General features: G+C 39.0%; 17 protein-coding genes. 7 read left to right on the top strand and 10 right to left on the bottom strand.

The genetic code is table 11. The features are described from left to right. Nucleotides 1-108 precede the first annotated feature (108 nt). Both nblB and CAL6303_RS04780 read right to left on the bottom strand, forming a co-directional pair. A complete protein-coding gene (gene nblB, locus CAL6303_RS04785) occupies nucleotides 109-765 on the bottom strand; it encodes a phycobilisome degradation protein NblB (RefSeq protein ID WP_015196706.1) in 657 nt (218 codons plus the stop codon). Nucleotides 766-1,070: 305 nt separating this feature from the next. Then, the gene (locus CAL6303_RS04780; protein ID WP_015196705.1) at nucleotides 1,071-1,721 is read right to left on the bottom strand and encodes a hypothetical protein; all 651 of its coding nucleotides are present in this window, start codon (nucleotides 1,719-1,721) and stop codon (nucleotides 1,071-1,073) included. A 290-nt stretch (nucleotides 1,722-2,011) separates the two neighbouring features. On the opposite strand from CAL6303_RS04780, the gene CAL6303_RS04775 reads away from it, so the two are divergent. Continuing rightward, nucleotides 2,012-3,103 carry a glycosyltransferase family 4 protein gene (locus CAL6303_RS04775; protein WP_041740272.1) on the top strand — a complete coding sequence of 364 codons (1,092 nt, stop codon included), beginning with the start codon at nucleotides 2,012-2,014 and terminating at the stop codon, nucleotides 3,101-3,103. Nucleotides 3,104-3,177: 74 nt separating this feature from the next. Here the strand turns inward: CAL6303_RS04775 and CAL6303_RS04770 are convergent, their stop codons facing one another. The 4 genes from CAL6303_RS04770 to CAL6303_RS04755 form a co-directional block, all read right to left on the bottom strand. Then, entirely contained in the window at nucleotides 3,178-3,516 is a 339-nt protein-coding gene (locus CAL6303_RS04770) for a XisI protein (protein WP_015196703.1), read from the bottom strand. Then, nucleotides 3,501-3,830 (bottom strand): element excision factor XisH family protein, encoded by a 330-nt coding sequence (locus tag CAL6303_RS04765; RefSeq protein ID WP_083866293.1) that lies wholly within the window; start codon nucleotides 3,828-3,830, stop codon nucleotides 3,501-3,503. Before CAL6303_RS04765 ends, CAL6303_RS04770 begins: the two co-directional genes overlap by 16 nt. Nucleotides 3,831-3,975: 145 nt before the next feature. Next, complete coding sequence (gene speD / locus CAL6303_RS31380) at nucleotides 3,976-4,560, bottom strand: adenosylmethionine decarboxylase (protein WP_015196701.1); 585 nt, start codon at nucleotides 4,558-4,560, stop codon at nucleotides 3,976-3,978. A gap of 165 nt (nucleotides 4,561-4,725) precedes the next feature. Then, entirely contained in the window at nucleotides 4,726-5,658 is a 933-nt protein-coding gene (locus CAL6303_RS04755; protein ID WP_015196700.1) for an AEC family transporter, read from the bottom strand. Between the two features lie 305 nt (nucleotides 5,659-5,963). On the opposite strand from CAL6303_RS04755, the gene CAL6303_RS04750 reads away from it, so the two are divergent. Both CAL6303_RS04750 and CAL6303_RS04745 read left to right on the top strand, forming a co-directional pair. Next, entirely contained in the window at nucleotides 5,964-6,800 is an 837-nt protein-coding gene (locus tag CAL6303_RS04750; protein ID WP_015196699.1) for a D-alanyl-D-alanine carboxypeptidase family protein, read from the top strand. A gap of 309 nt (nucleotides 6,801-7,109) precedes the next feature. Then, nucleotides 7,110-8,456 (top strand): ATP-binding protein, encoded by a 1,347-nt coding sequence (locus CAL6303_RS04745; RefSeq protein WP_015196698.1) that lies wholly within the window; start codon nucleotides 7,110-7,112, stop codon nucleotides 8,454-8,456. A gap of 17 nt (nucleotides 8,457-8,473) precedes the next feature. On the opposite strand, the gene CAL6303_RS04740 is transcribed toward CAL6303_RS04745, so the two are convergent. Further along, the gene (locus CAL6303_RS04740; protein WP_015196697.1) at nucleotides 8,474-9,685 is read right to left on the bottom strand and encodes a murein hydrolase activator EnvC family protein; all 1,212 of its coding nucleotides are present in this window, start codon (nucleotides 9,683-9,685) and stop codon (nucleotides 8,474-8,476) included. 162 nt (nucleotides 9,686-9,847) lie between these two features. Here CAL6303_RS04740 and CAL6303_RS04735 point away from each other — a divergent pair, with 162 nt between their 5' ends. Then, entirely contained in the window at nucleotides 9,848-10,186 is a 339-nt protein-coding gene (locus CAL6303_RS04735) for a hypothetical protein (protein ID WP_041740270.1), read from the top strand. Between the two features lie 317 nt (nucleotides 10,187-10,503). On the opposite strand, the gene CAL6303_RS04730 is transcribed toward CAL6303_RS04735, so the two are convergent. After that, the gene (locus tag CAL6303_RS04730) at nucleotides 10,504-10,935 is read right to left on the bottom strand and encodes a hypothetical protein (protein ID WP_015196695.1); all 432 of its coding nucleotides are present in this window, start codon (nucleotides 10,933-10,935) and stop codon (nucleotides 10,504-10,506) included. Between the two features lie 293 nt (nucleotides 10,936-11,228). On the opposite strand from CAL6303_RS04730, the gene CAL6303_RS04725 reads away from it, so the two are divergent. From CAL6303_RS04725 to hypB, 3 genes are all read left to right on the top strand, one after another. Beyond that, nucleotides 11,229-12,329 (top strand): phosphotransferase enzyme family protein, encoded by a 1,101-nt coding sequence (locus CAL6303_RS04725; RefSeq protein ID WP_015196694.1) that lies wholly within the window; start codon nucleotides 11,229-11,231, stop codon nucleotides 12,327-12,329. Further along, a complete protein-coding gene (locus CAL6303_RS04720; RefSeq protein ID WP_015196693.1) occupies nucleotides 12,326-12,874 on the top strand; it encodes a DOMON-like domain-containing protein in 549 nt (182 codons plus the stop codon). The genes CAL6303_RS04725 and CAL6303_RS04720 overlap by 4 nt, the downstream gene beginning before the upstream one ends. Nucleotides 12,875-13,443: 569 nt before the next feature. Next, nucleotides 13,444-14,298, top strand: a complete 855-nt coding sequence (gene hypB / locus CAL6303_RS04715) for a hydrogenase nickel incorporation protein HypB (RefSeq protein ID WP_015196692.1) — start codon at nucleotides 13,444-13,446, stop codon at nucleotides 14,296-14,298. A gap of 220 nt (nucleotides 14,299-14,518) precedes the next feature. Here the strand turns inward: hypB and CAL6303_RS04710 are convergent, their stop codons facing one another. Both CAL6303_RS04710 and CAL6303_RS04705 read right to left on the bottom strand, forming a co-directional pair. Next, nucleotides 14,519-15,856: an IS4 family transposase gene (locus CAL6303_RS04710; protein WP_015196210.1), complete on the bottom strand. Its 1,338-nt coding sequence runs from the start codon at nucleotides 15,854-15,856 to the stop codon at nucleotides 14,519-14,521. Between the two features lie 557 nt (nucleotides 15,857-16,413). Further along, nucleotides 16,414-20,052 (bottom strand): hybrid sensor histidine kinase/response regulator, encoded by a 3,639-nt coding sequence (locus CAL6303_RS04705; RefSeq protein WP_015196691.1) that lies wholly within the window; start codon nucleotides 20,050-20,052, stop codon nucleotides 16,414-16,416. Between the last annotated feature and the right edge of the window lie 24 nt (nucleotides 20,053-20,076).

Below are 20,076 nucleotides of genomic sequence, written 5' to 3'. Positions count from 1 at the left end.
ATGAGTAAAAAGGAAAGAAAAAGCTTATAAATCAATCAATTCAAGCAAAAAAAACTCGTAAGTAGAAAGCTCACGAGTTAGTAGATTAGGGTTTTTCGGCTGAGGTGTCTAAGATAAAGCTCTTTTGGCTTCAGATGCGATCGCGTCCACGTCATCATTGGCTAAAACCTGTAAAATAGATTTGGCTTTCTCTCCACCTAATTGATCTAAAGCCAAAACTAGACGATGACGAACCTGCCAATCTGGGTTATTTGCATATGTCTCTAACAGGGGAACCGCTGCGGGATTGCCAAGTTCCCCAAAAGCACTAATAGCGGTAATCTGGACTAATCCATTATCTGATGTTAGAGCTTCTTGGAGTAATTCAAAACCCCGTGGTTCCCCCAATGCTCCTAAAGTAGCAATGATACTTAATTGCACAATCCACTCTGGGGTGCTGTGATAAAGCTGTTGCAAGTCGTCAAAAGCTTCCACTAGTTTTAATGCTCCTAAACAATCGGCAGCAGCAGCTTGAACATCTGGCTCTTTGTCTTTTAAAAGGTTGCGGAGTAAACTTAGGGATAACTGTAAATCTTGATCGCCTAGGGTATCCATTTGACTGGTGGCTGAGTAACGAACACGAGTACTAGGATCTTTAATAGCAGTTTGCAGCAGTTCAAAAGCAACTTGAGGTTCTAAATCTCGAAACTGATTTACAGCGCGTAAGCGATCGCCTAAATCTTCCGAAGCTAGTAATTCCTTAACTGATTCCGGAGTAATAGTCATTATAGTTATCTCACTGTTTTTTTAAGCTAACTGTAATTTTCCGTTATTTCCGGTGCATATCACCATAACTTATCCGGGACAGTGAGAACAATCACACTATTAGAGGATGTTTTAACGGGATATTTTAGGGTTTATTTGAAAAAATACTTATATTACAAACTTAAAGAACAAGAACAGTTAATTAAATCAGTGAACAGTTATCAAGGTGTATGGTGGGGGATTTAAACCCAACGATAAACACATCACTCTTGACTGATAACTGATAACTGGTTAAAGTGATTAACTGTCTGTTGGCAACCTTGAATTTATCGAGATTTTCGACCAATAGGTTTAGATGTTACTCCCTTTTCATACCGTAAAGTATATATCCCAGTAGAATGTAATACTCTATACCATTTACCTTGTTGAACACCAATAGAAAGCATTTTACCAATATTCATTTTGGCAGTTCTTGATTCTTCTTCCGACAGATTATCGCCATATAACTCTTCTACCATTGAGTCAATTTGAAAATGCATATCGGGGTTATAGCGCATCAAAATTAAAATCGCGTTGGAAATTGAGTAGTCGTAAAACTCAGGAAGCATCGGAATTGTCCCTGGTTTTCTGCCTACAGTAACTTTCGGAATATCGGAAATGTCAACTACTGGTGGCTTGGGATTTGATGGTGGAGTTTGTTCAATTTCCTGGGTAGGATTTTCTGGGGGATCAGTTGGTGTAGCCTCTTGATTATTCTGAAAAGAATTGGGTTCTAAAAATGCTTGTGTTGAATATTCCGACTTAAAGTGTGCTGGTAATACAGCTTGGTTTTCGTGGATATATCCCGACATTAGCCCTTCGATAGCGGCAACTTGCTGGCGAATAAAAGACAAACGACGTTCTAAATCTGACGTTTCCAGAATATAGCGATCGCGTTCGGCTTCAAGTAATCTAAGAATGGATGGATATTCAGTCATGTTAAATACAATATCTCAAAACTTTTAACTAGTTTCTCAAAATTTGCCCCTGTAATTTTTCTCTTCAAGCTTCTTAATAACTCTTCAGATAGATGCAAAGAACTAAATTATAGCTGTAATGTATGTTTACGATGTAACAAACCTGAATACAACTGGAGGAGTTGTTCACGGTTCGTAACAACCGTATTGCAAGCTTTAGAGTGACTTTATTAGTCACAATAAATCTAATTTCAGCAATTCGGATCGAAGCCCTAGTAATAGGACTTTTACCTACTGAACCAGTACAAGCTATGAAAATTGCTCAGATTGCTCCCTTGTGGGAAACAGTTCCGCCTTCTACCTACGGTGGAATTGAGTTGGTAGTGAGTCTTTTAAGCGATGAACTTGTGCGTCGCGGACACGATGTGACATTGTTCGCATCGGGTGATTCCCAGACGCTAGCACGCTTAGAGCCTGTTTACCCTCGTGCTTTACGCTTGGATCCCGACATTAAAGAACACATAATGTACGAGATGCACGAGGCGAGTGAGGTTTATCAGCGGGCAGCTGAATTCGATATCATCCATTCCCATGTAGGGGTGTGGTCTTTAGCTTTAGCAGCGATGGTTTCTACTCCTACAGTTCATACTCTCCATGGACAGTTCACCAAGGACAGTAGCCGGGTTTTCTCTTTGCATCGGACACAACCGTATGTGAGCATCAGTAACTCTCAACGAAAACTTGATTTAAATTACATAAACACTGTGTACAATGGTATTGACACAGATGCCTATACTTTCAACCCCAAGCCTCAGCAACCTCCATATCTGGCTTTTCTAGGGCGCTTTTCCCCAGAGAAAGGTCCACAACATGCGATCGCCATTGCCAAAGAAACAGGATGGCACCTAAAAATGGCTGGGAAGGTAGATGTTGTTGATAAAAAGTTTTTTGACAGCGAAATAGCACCCCACATAGATGGTAAACAAATCGAGTTCATCGGTGAAGTGAACCATGCTCAAAAGGGCGAATTACTGGGTAATGCCAGTGCCACATTATTCCCCATCACCTGGCAAGAACCTTTTGGTTTGGTAATGGTGGAATCGATGGCGGCTGGTACACCTGTAATTGGGATTAACATGGGTTCTGTCCCAGAGGTTATCCTCAATGGAGCAGCTGGTTTCGTTTGCGAAACCTACGCAGAAATGGCAGCAATGATTCCGAAAGCTTTGGAATTAGACCGCCAAGAATGCCGCAACCATGTGGTTAATAACTTCAGCAAGGAAAGAATGGTGGATGGATACCTGGCTGTCTATGAGAAGATGCTCAGTGATCGTCAAGAACAAAATTCATTCTTCAACACCTTGAGATCCTCTTTAGAATCTCTAACCTCAATCAAGTTTTAGTGACAGGTTAGATTAGCGAGATCCCCGACTTCTTTAAAGGAGTCGGGGTTCTTTCGTTTTTATCTCTCAGTCATCTATGCTACCGCGAAGCCTGTATGCTGGCGAACTTTAGGATGGCGGAAACCAAGAACAATATCTTCTTTCGGGATACCTGCTGCCATCAAATCACCAACTACACCCTCTTCAGTGTCATCATATTGAATCCAAACTTTGTTATTTATTAGACTGATGTGTATCGGTGTCGCATGGAGGTATTGATCGCCACTCCAGCCAATATCTAAAATCAAATATTGCCCGCGATCCTCATCAAATAGTACTTTAGATTGGTAACTATCAGGTACGGCTGTACGATCGTCTGCATGGTTTCGGAGAACGCTTTTAATGATTTCTCTGTATTTTAATTGGGTATCCATCCTACAATTGCCTCACTTTCATCATCAAAGACAACTAATTTGACAATTTGGTTCTTGAGCAGAACTTGCCCTAACTCTATTGTAAACACGCTATTGAAAGTGACTTGAGAAACAGCGAGGTATAAAATTCGCGCATCACCCATCTCATCCAGAATCTGGCGGTAAAGAACATATTGTCCCAGAGCTTGCTCCAAATCTTTCACGTCAGACTGTCCCACGAAACTCTTTACCTCAACCAGGATTTTTCTAGTTGCGTTTTCGGCACTAATCAGACGTTCTGCACCTAAATCGACAGACAAGCGTTTTTTACCAATAGCTACAAAACCGTGTTTCTCATTTTATGAAAAACGGTGAGATATCAAATCACGGAAATAATATCTGTAAATGCAATGCGAAGTTTGCGCGACGTAAGTCGCGCAAACTTCGCATAACTGAGATATATTTAATTGTTAGAAACTACTACAGAATCTCAACTCTTGGTTGTGATGTTGGTGAAAACTGACCGCGAGGTAACTTCATCAACAGGTGCTTACCTGCTTTAAAAGAACGGGCAAGATATTCGCAAGCTTCAATAGGTCTTGCATGTTCACCACAAGTAAACACATCAGCAGCAATATAGCCATTTTCGGGCCATGTATGAATCGAGATATGGGATTCTGCTAATAATGCTAGAGCAGTAACACCATATGGGGTGAACTGATGTGCTATTTTATCAAGCAAGGTTGATTGTGCAGTTGTAGCAGCTTCTTCTAAAGTCCGTTTAATGAACTCAATATCATTGAGCAACTCTGTTGGACAATTGTAGAGTTCTAATATGCAGTGAACGCCAACAGGTGCTGGTGGACAATCGTGAGAAAAATCGGTAAGAGTAGACTTTAATTCTTCTTCGGATTTGAGTTGAAGTCTAACTGATTGGGAACGTTCGAGTTGAATAGTTGCAACTCCACTAGTTGTACTAGGTTCGGAAACAAAGCTGGTATCAACACCATTAACTGCTAATTCGCTCACGGTACCGCCGCCAACTTTATAACGCAAATCTTCCATTTTGTTCTTCCTACAAAAAACATAAAAAAATTGACAATTTTGTTTTGTTGTGTGAATTTAACTAGTAAACTGAGGTCATTTAATACCTCTACTAGTTTTCCCACAAGCCAACTATCATAGCAGTTTTTTTCGGGAGTCAACAAGTTTTTTTGAAATGATGTTTTGTTAGTTGCCAGTAATCAGGATCCAAACTGGTAAAGTTAATAATATGAATGCCGAGCCGAGCGCGATCGCACTGACAGTCAACTGCCGATCAAGATTAAAAGCTTCAGCCAGGATTAAGGAAGCGAACGCTGGAGGCATTGCCATCTGTAAAATAATAACTAGGGCTGTTTTCCCAGTAATTCCCAATAGGGGCAAAAAAGCGCTGATGATCAAAGGGACAATTATCATCTTGACGGCGACACTCACAGCAGCTAAAGGCAAACTATCCCAGGATTGAATTTGACTTAGCCGCATCCCAATCAAAGTTAAAGCCGCAGTCAAAGCTGTCCAAGCCAAAGTATCCAAACATAAAATAGTTAAGCTAGATAAATGCACCTGCCGCAACTGTAAACCCAATCCAAAACTCCATAGAGTCGGATTAATTAAAATCACTTTAGCCATTTGCCAGTAGCTTTTTTGCTCTTCACCAAACCAAGCAGCTATCAACACCCCCAAACCATAGGCACCGATGGTACTTCCTAAAAGATCATAAAATAAAGCCCAAGCAAAGTATTCAGTCCCAACAATTGATAAGGCGATCGGATAACCCAGATAGCCTGTATTTCCTACCATTGATGTCAAAATTAAACTACCTTGGGTTGACTTAGGCAATGAGGTTTTTTGCTTTTTACCAAAATACCCTTGACACTTAATTGCCAACCAAGCTAAAACAACACCCAGAAAAAGCGCAACATATGCAACCGCAGGTGCAACCCAAATTTGCCCTGACAAATCAGCCTTGCGGAGAAATGCCACGACACTGATGGGAACCCCAAACCAAAAAAGAAACTGTCCCAATCTAAGCGGGACTATTGATGGTAGTATGCGTCCTAGGATAAAACCAAGCAATACTAATCCCACCAACTTGATATATAGTTCTGGAAGATTTGCCATTTCAAGAAAAGATAAACTATTGGCGGATGATAGGAAAAAATAGGAGAAAGAAGAAAAAACGCGGGGACAAAGGAGGCAACTTGAAAAAGTAGGAGTGAGATTTGTACGTTGTTCTGATCAAAAAATAATTTCCGACGTTAGTCAAAAGAGGCAGTCCAAATGAAAAAATCACCATCGTACATGTAACTGTCTTCTTTACTACTCCCTACTTCCTACTCACCACTCACTTAGATATTTGTGTTAATTACTCTTCAGTCTACAATCGTTATGGTTTATGGTCATTGCAACAAAACAGGAGTTAGCCCTTGAGTAACGCTGGTTTTTCAGGAAAGCCGAAAAAATCATCTCCCAATTCCGGTGACGATATCCCGGCAGCGTTACGCGATACCCCTGATGTAGCGCCGAAAACCTCCATTCGATTACCAATTTTGATTTTGGGTGGAACTGTAGGGTTTATTGTATTGGCAACACTCAGTGGTTTTTTGTTTTTTGCCAACGACTCACGTCGCGCAAGCGTCGCACCCAAAAACAAGGCTAGTCAGGAAGCACCACCAGCTACATCTACGGTGGCTGAACCATCACCAAGTGACCCGGATACTGATCAAGCCAAAGTAAATGGCTCTTTACTAGGACATTTACCCTACACAGAAGCCCCAGAGTCAGAACTAGCAGCCATTTCTAGCGATGGACGTTATCGAATGATCAACTCTGCCGCACAGCAATTTTTGGCAATGCAACAAGCAGCCCGCAGTGCAGGAGTAAAATTAGTACCAATTTCGGCATTTCGCTCTATTAAAGAACAAGAAACCCTATTTTTTGGTATTGCTGCCCAACGCAACCAAACACCCGCAGAACGGGCTTCTTTATCAGCACCCCCTGGTTACAGCGAACACCACACAGGTTACGCAGTTGACATTGGAGATGGGGCTGTTCCATCAACAAATTTAAACAGCAACTTCGAGCGAACCAAAGCATATCAATGGTTAGTAGAAAATTCTCCCAAATTCTACTTTGAGATGTCCTTTCCCAAAGACAACCCCCAAGGTGTAAGTTATGAGCCATGGCACTGGCGTTTTGTCGGTGATACCCGCAGTTTGGAGATGTTTTATAAAGCGAGAAATCTCAAGCCAGTTCAGAAGTAAATAAAATATTCTATGGTTTGGGCAGCGTTCGATGGTTCCTGAGCCTGTGGAAGGACTGAGCGCTCATGCCGAAGTCTTGCCCGAAAAGATTGGGATGCTTTGTAGCGCAGCTAGTCCCTAAATAACTGTTTGTCCTAAGTTGTGCTTTATTCAAACTCAAAGCATCAGCGCTATAAATATCCCTAGCGCTTGTTATGCTTAAATTATGAGCCTTTTCAGGGGTCATGTTTAGATTTTAAATTGCTTATGATGGGATTTACTGCCTTAAAATAATTGATTGGTTCTGCGACCTACTAAGTAAAAACCGATATGACCACTAGCCAGGACACGGTACGGGCTTTGCGTGAGGCTTTACAATTCTCTCCCGATAACGTACCCCTCAGACAACATTTAGCAGATACGCTTTTGAGTTTAGAATTAGCTCAAGAAGCCGAGCAAGAATATCGCTATGCTTTAGTTTTGAAACCAGAAGCCGTGGATTTAAAGCTGGGTTTAGCTAAAAGTTTTTATCAACAGGGAAAACAATCTCAAAGTTTGGTGATTGTTGAGGATTTAGTTAAACGTTCCGAATGTCCAGCGCTTGCCTACATACTCCATGCCCGTTTGTTGTTAAATGCCGGTGCATTACAGCAGGCTACGAGACAATATGAAAATGCGATCGCAGTTGATAACAAAGTGGCTGATTTGGATTTAGCCCAACTTTTGGGAATTGAGCCAAATTATCCTAGTCGAGATGCAATTGCGAATCGAGTCACAGATCCAACTACGGATGATTTAATGGAGTTTGGCGATAGCAATTTAGAACGTCCTGAAGTTTCCTTCCAAGATGTCGGAGGAATGGATACAGTTAAAGATGAAATTCGCCTGAAAATAATTTATCCTCTCACCAAACCAGAATTATATCGAGCTTACGGTAAAACCATTGGTGGTGGAATCCTTCTTTATGGTCCCCCAGGATGTGGAAAAACATACTTAGCTCGTGCCACCGCTGGAGAAACACATTCCAATTTTATCTCAGTCGGCATCAATGATGTTCTCGACATGTGGCTAGGAAATAGTGAGCGCAATTTACACGAAATTTTTGAACAAGCCCGCGATCACCAACCCTGCGTGTTATTCTTCGATGAAGTTGACGCACTTGCAGCCAATCGAACTGATCTCAAACAAAGTTCTAGTCGAATGGTGATCAATCAATTTCTCTCAGAATTGGATGGTGTCAAAAGTTCCAATGATGGGGTCTTAATTTTAGCTGCTACAAATGCCCCCTGGCACTTAGATAGTGCTTTTCGTCGTCCGGGTCGTTTTGACCGGATTCTATTTGTTCCACCACCAGATAGAGTCGGTAGAGAATCAATTTTAAGGTTACTGTGTCAAGGTAAGCCTGTTGATGATATTGACTACAATTATGTGAGTAAGAAGACTGAACATTTTTCCGGTGCAGATTTAAAAGCAGTGGTTGATGTGGCAGTGGAAAGGAAGTTACAGGAAGCAATTAAATTTGGAATTCCCAAACCATTAATCACAAAAGATTTGGTGTCAGCAGCAGCCAGCGTTAAACCCTCCACGAAAGAATGGTTTGCAACCGCTCGAAATTACGCCCTCTACTCCAACGAGGGGGGTTTATATGATGATATTTTGAAGTATTTGAAAATTTGACTTGTGTCAAACGAGTTTTATAAAAACCCTGCGGGGTCAATTGGCGTGCCATCCCGACGGACTTCAAAGTGCAGATGGGGACCTGTGGATAATCCGGAGGAGCCGATGGCGGCGATTTGCTGTCCACGTTGGATTGACTGACCTTCGGTAACAAATAGTTCGCTACTATGTCCGTAAAGGGTGCTGATGCCTTTACCATGATCGATAATTACGGCTCTTCCATAACCACCGTACCAGCCAGCAAAAATCACAGTTCCCGAATCTGCCGCTCGAATGGGACTACCATAATTACCTGCAAAGTCGATTCCAGAATGAAAGCGACGATAGCCGAGAATGGGATGGATTCGCCAGCCAAAGGAACTACTGATACTAGCGTCACTAGGGAAGCCAAAGATACCAGTACCGCTGGTGAATTTTTTACCTAGGGCTTTTGCTGCTGCTTCACGGGCTTGGGAAATTGCTATTTTCTGTTGAATCAGGCTGGTTAAAGATTGGGAATCTTGTTCTAGTTGATTTTCGGCTGCTGCGAGGGCAATGCGATCGCTATTTAATCTCAGCACTAGTTCTTGCTGGGATGCGGCTTGGGTTTGGTAGTCACTTTTTTGGGCTAATAGTTGTTGCCGAATCAAATCGATTTCGTTTTTTACCTGTTCAACACCAGTTTTTTGTTGAATAATTTGGTTTGCTTCGGCTGTCAATACCTGTAAAATTTTTTGATCTGCTTGGTAAACTTGTTTCAAATGTTGCCGACGGTTCAAAAAGTCATTGATACTGCGACTTTGAAGTAAAACAGTCCAACCAAGACTAGTGGGAGAACGTTGCAGGAAGCGTAACCGCGCCACTGTAGCATTTTGTCTTGCAGCATAGGAACTTTCCGCCACAGCCAAATCTGCTTGGAGTTGTTGAAGACGTGTAGTTGCTTGCTGAAGGCGAGTTTCGCTATCTTGAATATGATTTTCTGTGGTTTGGAGATTTTGCTCTAAACCATTAAGACGAGTTTGGGCTGCATCCTGTAAATTGGTTATGCGATCGCGTTCTTGAATAACTTGTTGTTTTTGCTGCTTTACCTGTTTTTGTTGCTGCCGCAATGTCTCAATTGGAGCATTCTCTACTGGTAATTCTCCCCATGTTGGTGTTGACAAAGAAGCCATCAAGATGTAAAAAGCACAACTCAAAACCCCAACCAATCCTAAAAATAATTGCTTTCTTTTGATATTCAAGCGTTTCATACTGTTAAATTAAGCAAAAGCAGGCTGCAAAAACCAACAGTATTGTTCCCAAAAAAATCTGTAAAATCACAACCTTTTGGCAAATTGGCAATTGTTTGTCAGATACGAACATAAATATATGCCTATGTCAGCATGATTGCATATATCACGCAACGAGGTCGTATGAGTGCAGGTAGAGCAATTCTCTTAATTAGTCTTGTAATTCCCGGTTTAATCATCATGGGTTCGTCACTTTATTCCTATGATGCCGATTACAACGCCCTAAACAGAACCGAAGACTATATCGAAAGATTAGCACGGGATGGAGGTGGCAGTACTCGACAACTGGATTTTGCCTATCATCGCAGTTTGTCACATCGTATCAACGCTTTTAGCGATGGTACTTGGGGATTTATCGGTGCATTGATTGCAGCTATTGGGGTTCACGGTATTGTGACAAGTAATGATGATGATGATTTCAGCTTTAAGCAAGATTTCAAACAAGATAAAAAAAGAGCTTAGAAAGCAATTAGACATCTCTGGAAGAAATTATGTGTTTCTAAAAACCTTTAATGAATAAGTTTAGAAAAACATTTCTAGAGATGTCTATTTCTCCTGCTCTGTTGTCTATGATTTAAATCATGTTTAAGTAATAGACACACAACATGCTGCCATCGTTAGGTAAGGGACTTAGAGGACTCCACAAAAAAGATGATCCAATATTGTGGGATAGGCATCTTGCCTGTTCTTGCATTAGTAGCAGGCAAGATGCCTGCACCACAATAAATTTTGGGATATTTTTTTATTTGGAAGTCTCTTAAACCCCCAAAGTTCGTTAATTATTTAACTTCACTAGCTTCAAACATTTTTACTTTACCTGATTTGACAGCAACTACTACATCATAAGTAGAACAATAAGCAAAGGTTGTATTATTAGCTTTATTATATAAATTCACAACCATCCCCGCACCACCTGGTTGAACAGAAATTGGGTCTAAATCACCAAAGAAATAACGACGTAACTCATCTCCGCTACCAAACATACCTTTGTGCTTAGTTAGCATTTCAATTTTTTGAGAAACAGTCAAACCTGTTGCATCTTTTTTTGCCTCTTTGACAGATGCATTATTTTGAGAAGTTTTGACTGTCATTATATTTATTTCTTTTGCTACTGCTTGATTTGATTGCGAGTTAAATCCATTGACTGAAGCACTACCAATTGCAATAAAACCTGTAAGAGCGACAATTGTGGCGATATTTTTGAGTTGCATGATTTTTGAAATCCTTGAGTGAAAAGGGATGGGATTAAAGTGTTAATTTGATAGGCTATAGAATCACTTGAAACATCTGAATTTGATGTCAATAGTTTCTCTGCCTTTCTTATTTATCAGCATGGATCTGATTCCTGATTTTTCCCTGAGAATCAGGTGAAATGAAGTTAAAACCTTGTCTATTTATTTTTCATCGAGACGTTTCGCTAGAACTTCCAAACACAGTTTTGGTATTGATGTGTGATTCAAATAGATTAAAATTGCTGTAATCAACTATCTTCAACAGCAAAGCCTTGAATAATCTAACTAAAATTGCCAAGGAATTTCAACTATATGGTTCCGTGATTGATGTCCAAGAATTTGGGAATGGAAATATTAACGGTACCTATTTAGTCACCTTGGATGTTTCTGAAAACAAGCATTTTATTCTCCAGCGAATCAATACTCAAGTTTTTCATCAACCAGAGTTAGTGATGCAGAACATGAATGTTTTTACCCAGCATATTGATCAAAAAGTCAAAAAATATCCTTTTGCTAATAACCGTCGCTGGGAAATCCCCCTGGTATTGAAGACACAGGAACAGCAGGACTACATAATTGATTCTAACGGTTCATTTTGGCGAGCGATTAGTTTTATTGAAGGTGCGACAACCTTTGATACAGTTCAGGATAATCAGCATGGGAATGAGGTGGGTTACGTTTTGGGAATGTTTCATAACCTGATTAGTGATTTACCCTGCGAACAATTGGCTGATACTTTACCAGGATTCCATATTACACCTAGATATTTAGAAAATTATCATCAGGTTTTGCAACTACATAACCCTAAAAATCCATCAACTGACGTAAAATACTGTTTAGACTTTGTACGCGATCGCGTAAACTGGGCGCATGTCTTAGAAAATGGCAAATCTCAAGGACAACTATGTTTGCGTCCAACCCACGGCGACCCCAAAGTCAATAATATCATGATTGATAATGTCACGGGGGAAGGCATTAGCATCATCGATTTGGATACAGTTAAGCCCGGTTTAATCCATTATGATATTGGTGATTGTCTTCGTTCTAGTTGCAATTCTCTAGGAGAAGAAACTCAAACCTGGGAGAATGTTGTTTTTGATACTGATATTTGTCAAACTGTACTCCAAGGTTATCTTGGTGTTGCCAAAAATTTTCTCACAGATGCTGATTACAAATATATATATGACGGTATTCGTTTGATTGCGTTTGAATTGGGACTACGATTTTTTACTGATCATTTAGCTGGTGATATCTATTTTAAAACTAAATATCCAGAACACAATTTAGCCAGAGCGTTAGTACAATTCAAACTTACCGAAAGTATTGAATCTCAGGAAGTTTCTATTTGTAACATCATCCACGAACTTCGATGAATCAGCAAGCTTTTTCTCTACTACCATTTAAACTACAGCAAATCCAAGATTTAGGATTGAATCTAAAAATTATCGGAAATATTGCGCGAAATCGCAATAAGTTGGTAATTAACTATCAAGTTATTGGTGATATAGCAGAAGTTATCATACCTCAAGGCAATAATTTACCAATTCGTCAAAATGAACTTTGGGAAGAAACATGTTTTGAGTTGTTTTTAGGAATTAAAGATTCTCCTGGGTACTGGGAATTTAATCTTTCTCCAAATGGTAATTGGAATATTTATAGATTTGACGACTATCGTCAAGGAATGAGAGAGGAAAACACTATCAAATTTCTCCCATTTAGGTTTGATCAAAAAGCCGATACTTTATTATTAACCTTAGAATTTGATTTGGAATCGCTGATTTCTATAAATGATTTATTAGATGTTTCTATCACCAGTGTAATTAAATTTAAAGATGAAACCCTGAGTTATTGGGCAATAAGTCATTCTGCTCAAGTAGCTGATTTTCATCAACGAGATAGCTTTGCTATTCAATTATAGGACTCATATTTGATTTATGAAACACAGGTAGGGGAGCCAGCACTGTTGGGGGGTTCCCCGACATAAGGTGACTGGCGTTGTGTTGTCACGAAGTGTAACGCACCGTCTTCCATATTTTGGTGCGTATACCCTACATATACTTAAATTTTTAAGTGCAAAGCACAGGCTACGCCAACAATAATCAAATCAAAATTGTACTTAACATCACAGAAATTAACATTCTGCTTTCATCATTCAGATTTAGTTTTTTTTACTAATTCTGTGTTTTTATGAACAGTTTCCAGTCTGAGATTTTTCTAATATAAATAGAACCTACGCAAATCAAAATTCCCATTGCCACCAAAACGCAAAGCATAGGGCATAAAAGAAACGAACAGCATGTCGCTTTTCGAGTCAGTTTAGGGAAGCAATCTCACACTATTACTTCTAATGACGCAATCGCATTACTTATGGGTAAGTTCTATAATCAATAATCTGTCTTTCCAAAGAAAATAGCATTCTTCCTAATTTTTATTAATAAGTAAAATCTCAAAGACTTACAAATATTTATCTCAGATATCAGAAAAATTATGTGTGTAACTTGCGGTTGTTCAGATGATGCAGAAGTCACAGTTACTAATTTGGAAAATGGAAAAGTAGAATTAGTTGAATCTCATGATCATTTACACCATCACCATCATCACAATCAACATTCACACACTCATACTTTAGCAGATGGGACTGTAGTAACTCATACACATGAACAGCAAACTTTAGCAGCAACTGCAATTCATTCACACAATCAAACTATATCTTTAGAACAAAATATTTTAGCTAAAAATAACTTAATAGCTGCTCAAAATCGTGGTTGGTTTAAAGGTAGAAACATTTTAGCCATCAATTTAATGAGTTCTCCAGGTTCTGGTAAAACAACTTTATTGACCCGAACTATTAATGATTTAAAAAGCCAGCTAACTATTAGTGTAATTGAAGGCGATCAAGAAACAACTAATGATGCTAAAAAAATTCAAGATACAGGTTGTAAAGTTGTCCAAATTAATACTGGTGCAGGTTGTCATTTAGATGCAGAAATGATTGATCAGGGTTTGCAACAGCTAAACCCTCCATTAGATTCTGTTGTGATGATAGAAAACGTTGGAAATCTTGTTTGCCCAGCTTTGTTTGATTTGGGAGAAAACTCGAAAGTTGTGATTCTTTCAGTGACAGAAGGAGAAGACAAACCAATCAAATATCCACAGATGTTTCGTAATAGCCAAGTTATGATTTTGACAAAAATCGATCTATTACCTTACATTAATTTTGACGTACAAAAATGTATTGAATATGCATTACAAGTCAATCCTCAAATCCAAATTTTTAAACTATCTGCGACGACAGGTGAAGGGTTAGATAGTTGGTATAAATGGATATCTGATAATTATTAATTATAACTGGTTTACATAACTAGGACTTCTGGATTGACAGGAAAGACAAAATATGAAATTAGGACTTACGCACTACACAAATTAACCATGATATGTTTCCACGAAAATAGGCAATTTCAGGCTCTTATTAATCATTCTTCGATACGCGAAGCGTCAAGCCTCCGGCTTATCGTACATCAAGCCGCGCTGTAGGGGTTTAGCATTGCTCATTGGTGTCAACTTAAGAAGATAAAGCCCAAATTTGTTGGGTGTAAGCGTCAATCTCTCGATGGCGCTTACGCCTGTATTTGACTAATCCAAACAGCTTGTGACGTTCCACAAGATAGCTCACAACGTCAGCCGCCTCACCACGGAGAACAGCAGCAGAGAAATGGTATAAACTACGAAAAACCATTTCAGTAGAAATAAGGTCTAATGGTTGATTCAAAGCCACAGCCACATCAATACACAATTGATTGAGAACAGCATAAAAAATCCAAGTGGCAAAAATTTGGATTTGTACGCCGTTGGTATCGCCAACCCAAATATAAGCCAAACCCAAAAGTCGTTTTGTGAGCAAAAATGCGTCTTCAACACGCCAACGCCTGCGATATAATTCACAGACCTGCTGTGCAGACAACTTTTGGGGGTCAAGTACATTTGTCAGGTAGTAGTACCAAGTTGAACCCCACAACACAGAAACTAAGCGAACTGGACGCTGACAAGGGTTAGAACGGTATTCTCCCATGTCAATAATTTCATCACGGTAGAATGGGGCATTGGTCAAACAACGAATCACCTTGTAAGAAGTTTTTTCTCGTAGTCGTGTCAAGAAAAACTTATCAGATGATGTAAATGCATCGAACCAAGGGAATTTAAAAAACCCTAAATCAAAAATTAGCAATCCACCAATTGGTAAACGCTCAAGTAATTTGTCACACCAAGTTTTATCATTAGCTTTACTGTTGTTTGTATACCAGGTTGTCACTGGATGATGGTTAAACGCCTCTACCACCATCATGATTTTCCCCGCCAGTGTTTTTTGTTGTCCTTTGAGTGCTTTGAGTTTTCTTCTGAGTGCTTCGAGTGTTGACCCATCTGCAATCCAGATGGCTGTGAACTCTGCACATACTGGCTTCCAATTCTCTGGTACTACCTGATTTCTGGGTTGTACACTAATTCTCGCCATTACTTGCTCAAATATTTCTGCAAACAGTTCTATTGGCAGTGTTCGTAATCGTTTTGACAATGCTTGAGTACTCACCAGCATCGGCTCCACCCATAACAATCCCTCTTGTGAGATGACTCTAATTACTTCTCTTAATCCTGGAATTTGCCGATACACTAGACTCACTACTATCGCCATCATCACTGGCAGAGTCAATATTCTGTCTCGCCATTTTTTCTTTTGTTCTGCCTCTTGTTCCTTTTTATGTTCATAGGATTTTAGGGGTTTGAAGTTTGCAGGCGATAGCAATGAAAATATCTGTTTCTCGATTTCTTCAATGGATGGTGTTGGCACATGTTTTTGTTGACGCAGATCGGGGTTTCCTGTTCTAGCTGGTCTTTTTTTTGCCATGATGTATCACCTATCACATCGAAAACAATATTTTGAGATTACATCTAAATCGACCCTTTTTGCTTAAGTTGACACCAATGAGCATTGCTAAACCCCTACGACAAATGTCTTTTTTTCAAGCACCCATATTTTGTATTTCGTGTCAATGCGTAAGTTCTAGAAATCTAATACCAATTTGAAAAAACAATGCTACAGATAGATATTTGTAGAGACGTAGCACTGCTACGTCTCTACTGTTTGATGTGTTGCAATCATTATTTGAATTGGTATAAGAAAAGCCTATAGTGGGGTAAAGCGCATTGCTAAACCCCTACATTGCAAGTTACTACTTAGGGACTTCCAATTTAAAAAATCCTCATGTGGTGCGGGCTTCTAGCCTGCATAAAACAGGCTAGAAGCCTGTCCCAGCAATATATCTATTGGGGAATTATTTTGTTGAAAGTCCCTTACAGTATAATTTTATCTGATTGAGGTACACCCGCAGCGGGCAAGATGCCCGTACCACCAGAGTTTGATTCTTCATCTCTGGACCTCATTTACCTGTAATCTGCTGTAACTTAACTTTTGACAAAAACATGAGTTAAACCATCGATAGAGTTTTTAGTCAGTCCATCAACTGTTGATAAAAACTCATTTTCTAAATATGGTTTGGTCATGTAAGCATTTGCACCTAAAGCTTCAGCAAGCTTACGGTGTTTTTCAGAACTGCGTGAAGTTAAAACAACTACTGGTTTTTGGCAAATACTCGGATGCTGTCTAATATTTGATAATAACTCAAAGCCGTTCATTCGAGGCATTTCTAAATCCGAAACTATGAGTTTCACTTCCGGATGACGCTGTAATTGTTCTAAAGCTTCTACACCATTTTGCGCTTGTAAAATTGTGTAACCTGCCTTTTGTAAAGTCAAGGAAATTGTTTGCCTTAAGCTAATTGCATCATCAACTACTAAAATTGTTCGAGAAGATTTTGCAAAGTGATTGCTTTCAGACTCTACAGAAGAAGCTGGTAGTAATGGCATTGCTGCTGATGCTAGACTTTTAGTCTTATTTAAGGAACTACCTGATAGAGCCATTTTATCAAGTTTAGCTTGCATTCCCTGAGTTTCTAGAAGTAGGGAACCATCGATTACTAGAACGAGATTACCGTTTGCGAGGCTAGTACAACCATACACATATTTGGGTGGTGCGATCGCATTCCCCAACGGACGTATAACTAACTCCTGTTCACCAATAATCTGATCTACTTCTATTGCCATGATTTCGTGATTGCGACGCAGCATCAAGATTGGGTTAACCATCTCTCCGCTATCCTGCATCATTGTCTTACTACTAATACTGGCACTATTGGTAAATGCACAGTTATAATTCATAAATTCGGAGAGGTTGCGTAAAGCTACCATCGAATTCTCTTTGCCATCATTCCAAAATAGAGCTTTTCGACCTTCAAATTCTTTGATTTGTTCTGGGAATGACAGTAGAATTTTCTCGATACTGTCCAGTAATAGTGCATAGACTACACCGTCAGCTTGGACAATCATTAATTGCTCGGTAGTCATAGAGAAAGGTATTTTAAGTATAAAAGTAGTCCCTTGGTCAGGTACTGAATTAACAGTAATTGAACCGTTGAGTGATTTTAGCTGTGTTTTGACAATATCTAAACCGATACCACGTCCAGAAATTTCACTGACTTTACCTGCTGTGGAAAATCCTGGAGAAAATAATAAATCTAGAAGTTCTTCTTCTCTACTAGCAAAATTACTGTAAACGTCGGTGTTGGGAATTAGACCCAATTCCACACCTTTTTGATGAATTCTGGCAAAATTTAAGCCTTGACCATCATCACTAACTTCGATGATAGTTTGACTACCCTGGTGATAGGCACGGATTTTAATTGTACCCTTTTCAGACTTACCGCGATCGCGTCTTAATTCTGAGGTTTCAATTCCGTGATCAAAGGCATTACGAACTAAGTGTAATAATGGATCATACAGTTTCTCTGATATCGCTTTATCAACTAATACCTGTGTACCACTTAACTCCATTTCTACAGATTTTTTGTGGAGATTTCCCAAATTTTGCACCATTTGCGGGAAACGATTTAGAATATTCCCTAATGGAGCCATACGAGCTTCAACTAAGTGATCAATAATACCAAGGCTAAGACGTTGCTGCTTGTCATGAATTTGATTTGATTGATCGGCAATCACGTCTAATGACTCGATGGTTTCCTGAAGTTGTAATATTTCCTCTAAAGCTGAATGAGCAGAAAGATGAAATTCAGTATAATCATCCATCTCTAAGACATCAAAATCTACAGATTGAACGCTATTTTTGTGTGCAGATTTAAAGCTTTGAATTTGTAGAGGCAATTCCCGTAAATAATTGAGAGTTCCTTGATGATTACTCAGTTGTTCAGATAATTGTCCGATGAGTTTTTTGAGTTGTTCGTCATATAAAGTTCGTCTTTTTTGGTAAATTAATAACTCACCAGCTAGATAATTAAGTCGCTGTAATCCATCAACATCAACACGTACAAATGTTTGCTGTTTAGGGCTGTTGCTATTTTGTTGAATGTTTTCTGATTTTTTGGGTTGAGGAATATTTTCAGGATAAATTTCTACAACTGGTTCAGTTACTAATTGAACTGATGCTTCATCAGTCACCTGTAAAGAGGTATTAGTATCCTCTGTTAAGATCTCATCTTCATGTACATCAAGATTGTAAGGAGCATCCTCAGTGGAAATATTAGGCTCTTCCGTAATATCTGGTTCACTAATTAATTCCTCTCCCCAAATTAGTTCCATATCATCAGAACCGGAATTTGGAGGTGGTGAAATTTCTTTTATTTCTAACAGTTTGAGTAATTTTGGACTATCAACCCAATTCTTTTCCTCTGGTGATACGGGACGAAATCTTTTATAATCTTGAACTAGGCGGTTAATTTGATTTTGTAACCATTGAGTAATTAAATCATCATTTAAAGTATTCTGATAATGATTAAACCTAGCAACAACTAGAAGAACATTGATAATGACTCCTTGTCTATAAATATTCAGACTAGTGCTATCACCTGCATCTTCGAGAAAAGTAAAAAAGTCACTTAACCAGGAATCAATATACTCTAAACTCTCCTCAGTCAGTTCTTTGGGAATAAGCAGGATTAAATCTAATTCTTTTTCAGGTATATTTAACTCGTGGTTAAACCAACCAAGAAGATAGCGAATTATCTTTAGATAAAACTTGGCAACAATTGGCTTGAGTGATTCATTATCTGTTGTGCTAGGTTGGATCAAGTAATCATATAACTTGACAATTTTATCACGTAAAGAACTTGATTCTTGTAAGTTATTTTCTAAAGAATATTGATAATTATTACTTGTATTATGAGTCTCAACTTCAACTATGGGTTGATTTTGAGCAAACTGTTTTAACTGAGGTGAGGGAGTTCCACCGCGAGTCCGATCACCTTCCATGATATCTGTTCTGGCTGCTTGTAAATCGGCTAAAGCTAACTTAGCAATTTCCAAAGATTGTAACGGTTTTGCTGTGATTGCTGACTGTATTGATTCTGCAATTTCACAAAATCCGGGTAAATTTAATGACTCAGCTAAACCTAAGAATACTTCAGCTTGCGATCGCATAAACTCAGCAAGCTGCTCTGGTGCTGGAGATGTTTGGATAATTTCGGCAATACTATCAATTCGTTGAGAAACACCTGTTTCAAAAATTGATAAGACGATATCAAACCCCAACTCCTCGGAAGTGGGAATATATGTCTCTGCTCCAAAAGCATCTCCTAGCTTTGTTTGCAACATGGCAAATACCGATGCTGCACGTTGCAAAACTTCGTGGTCATCAATTTTCGTTTTCGTGATTTCTGCTGTTACAGGTAACTGTAAACATTCAAAAGCTTGAAACAATAAAGTGTGTAACTCAGTATCAATCTGAATATCTGGATTATAAAGTGCTTTAAAAATATCTTCGAGAGAATGGGCAATTTTATTAATAGTCTCTAATCCAACATTTGCAGCCCCACCTTTAATTGTGTGGGTTGCTCGCATCAAATTATGAACTTTTGCCGTGCTACAGTTTTCTACTAAACTGAAGAGTTCTTCTTCAATTATATGTAATAATTCTGGAGCTTCAGTGAGAAAATAAATGTAGCCTTGTTCACGAATAGAAGAGTCAGTAATCATATTAATATTTTGATGTTTGAGGTT

This window comes from Calothrix sp. PCC 6303 (genome assembly GCF_000317435.1).
Lineage (GTDB): Bacteria > Cyanobacteriota > Cyanobacteriia > Cyanobacteriales > Nostocaceae > PCC-6303.
This window is presented reverse-complemented; position numbering and strand designations above follow the sequence as displayed.

What these genes read in the sequence shown, in the direction of transcription:
- hypB (WP_015196692.1), top strand. Translation starts at nt 13,444, where the DNA reads ATGTGTGTAACTTGCGGTTGTTCAGATGATGCAGAAGTCACAGTTACT.
- CAL6303_RS04775 (WP_041740272.1), top strand. Translation starts at nt 2,012, where the DNA reads ATGAAAATTGCTCAGATTGCTCCCTTGTGGGAAACAGTTCCGCCTTCT.
- CAL6303_RS04745 (WP_015196698.1), top strand. Translation starts at nt 7,110, where the DNA reads ATGACCACTAGCCAGGACACGGTACGGGCTTTGCGTGAGGCTTTACAA.
- nblB (WP_015196706.1), bottom strand. Translation starts at nt 765, where the DNA reads ATGACTATTACTCCGGAATCAGTTAAGGAATTACTAGCTTCGGAAGAT.
- CAL6303_RS04735 (WP_041740270.1), top strand. Translation starts at nt 9,848, where the DNA reads ATGAGTGCAGGTAGAGCAATTCTCTTAATTAGTCTTGTAATTCCCGGT.
- CAL6303_RS04755 (WP_015196700.1), bottom strand. Translation starts at nt 5,658, where the DNA reads ATGGCAAATCTTCCAGAACTATATATCAAGTTGGTGGGATTAGTATTG.
- CAL6303_RS04740 (WP_015196697.1), bottom strand. Translation starts at nt 9,685, where the DNA reads ATGAAACGCTTGAATATCAAAAGAAAGCAATTATTTTTAGGATTGGTT.
- speD (WP_015196701.1), bottom strand. Translation starts at nt 4,560, where the DNA reads ATGGAAGATTTGCGTTATAAAGTTGGCGGCGGTACCGTGAGCGAATTA.
- CAL6303_RS04730 (WP_015196695.1), bottom strand. Translation starts at nt 10,935, where the DNA reads ATGCAACTCAAAAATATCGCCACAATTGTCGCTCTTACAGGTTTTATT.
- CAL6303_RS04780 (WP_015196705.1), bottom strand. Translation starts at nt 1,721, where the DNA reads ATGACTGAATATCCATCCATTCTTAGATTACTTGAAGCCGAACGCGAT.
- CAL6303_RS04770 (WP_015196703.1), bottom strand. Translation starts at nt 3,516, where the DNA reads ATGGATACCCAATTAAAATACAGAGAAATCATTAAAAGCGTTCTCCGA.
- CAL6303_RS04710 (WP_015196210.1), bottom strand. Translation starts at nt 15,856, where the DNA reads ATGGCAAAAAAAAGACCAGCTAGAACAGGAAACCCCGATCTGCGTCAA.
- CAL6303_RS04705 (WP_015196691.1), bottom strand. Translation starts at nt 20,052, where the DNA reads ATGATTACTGACTCTTCTATTCGTGAACAAGGCTACATTTATTTTCTC.
- CAL6303_RS04720 (WP_015196693.1), top strand. Translation starts at nt 12,326, where the DNA reads ATGAATCAGCAAGCTTTTTCTCTACTACCATTTAAACTACAGCAAATC.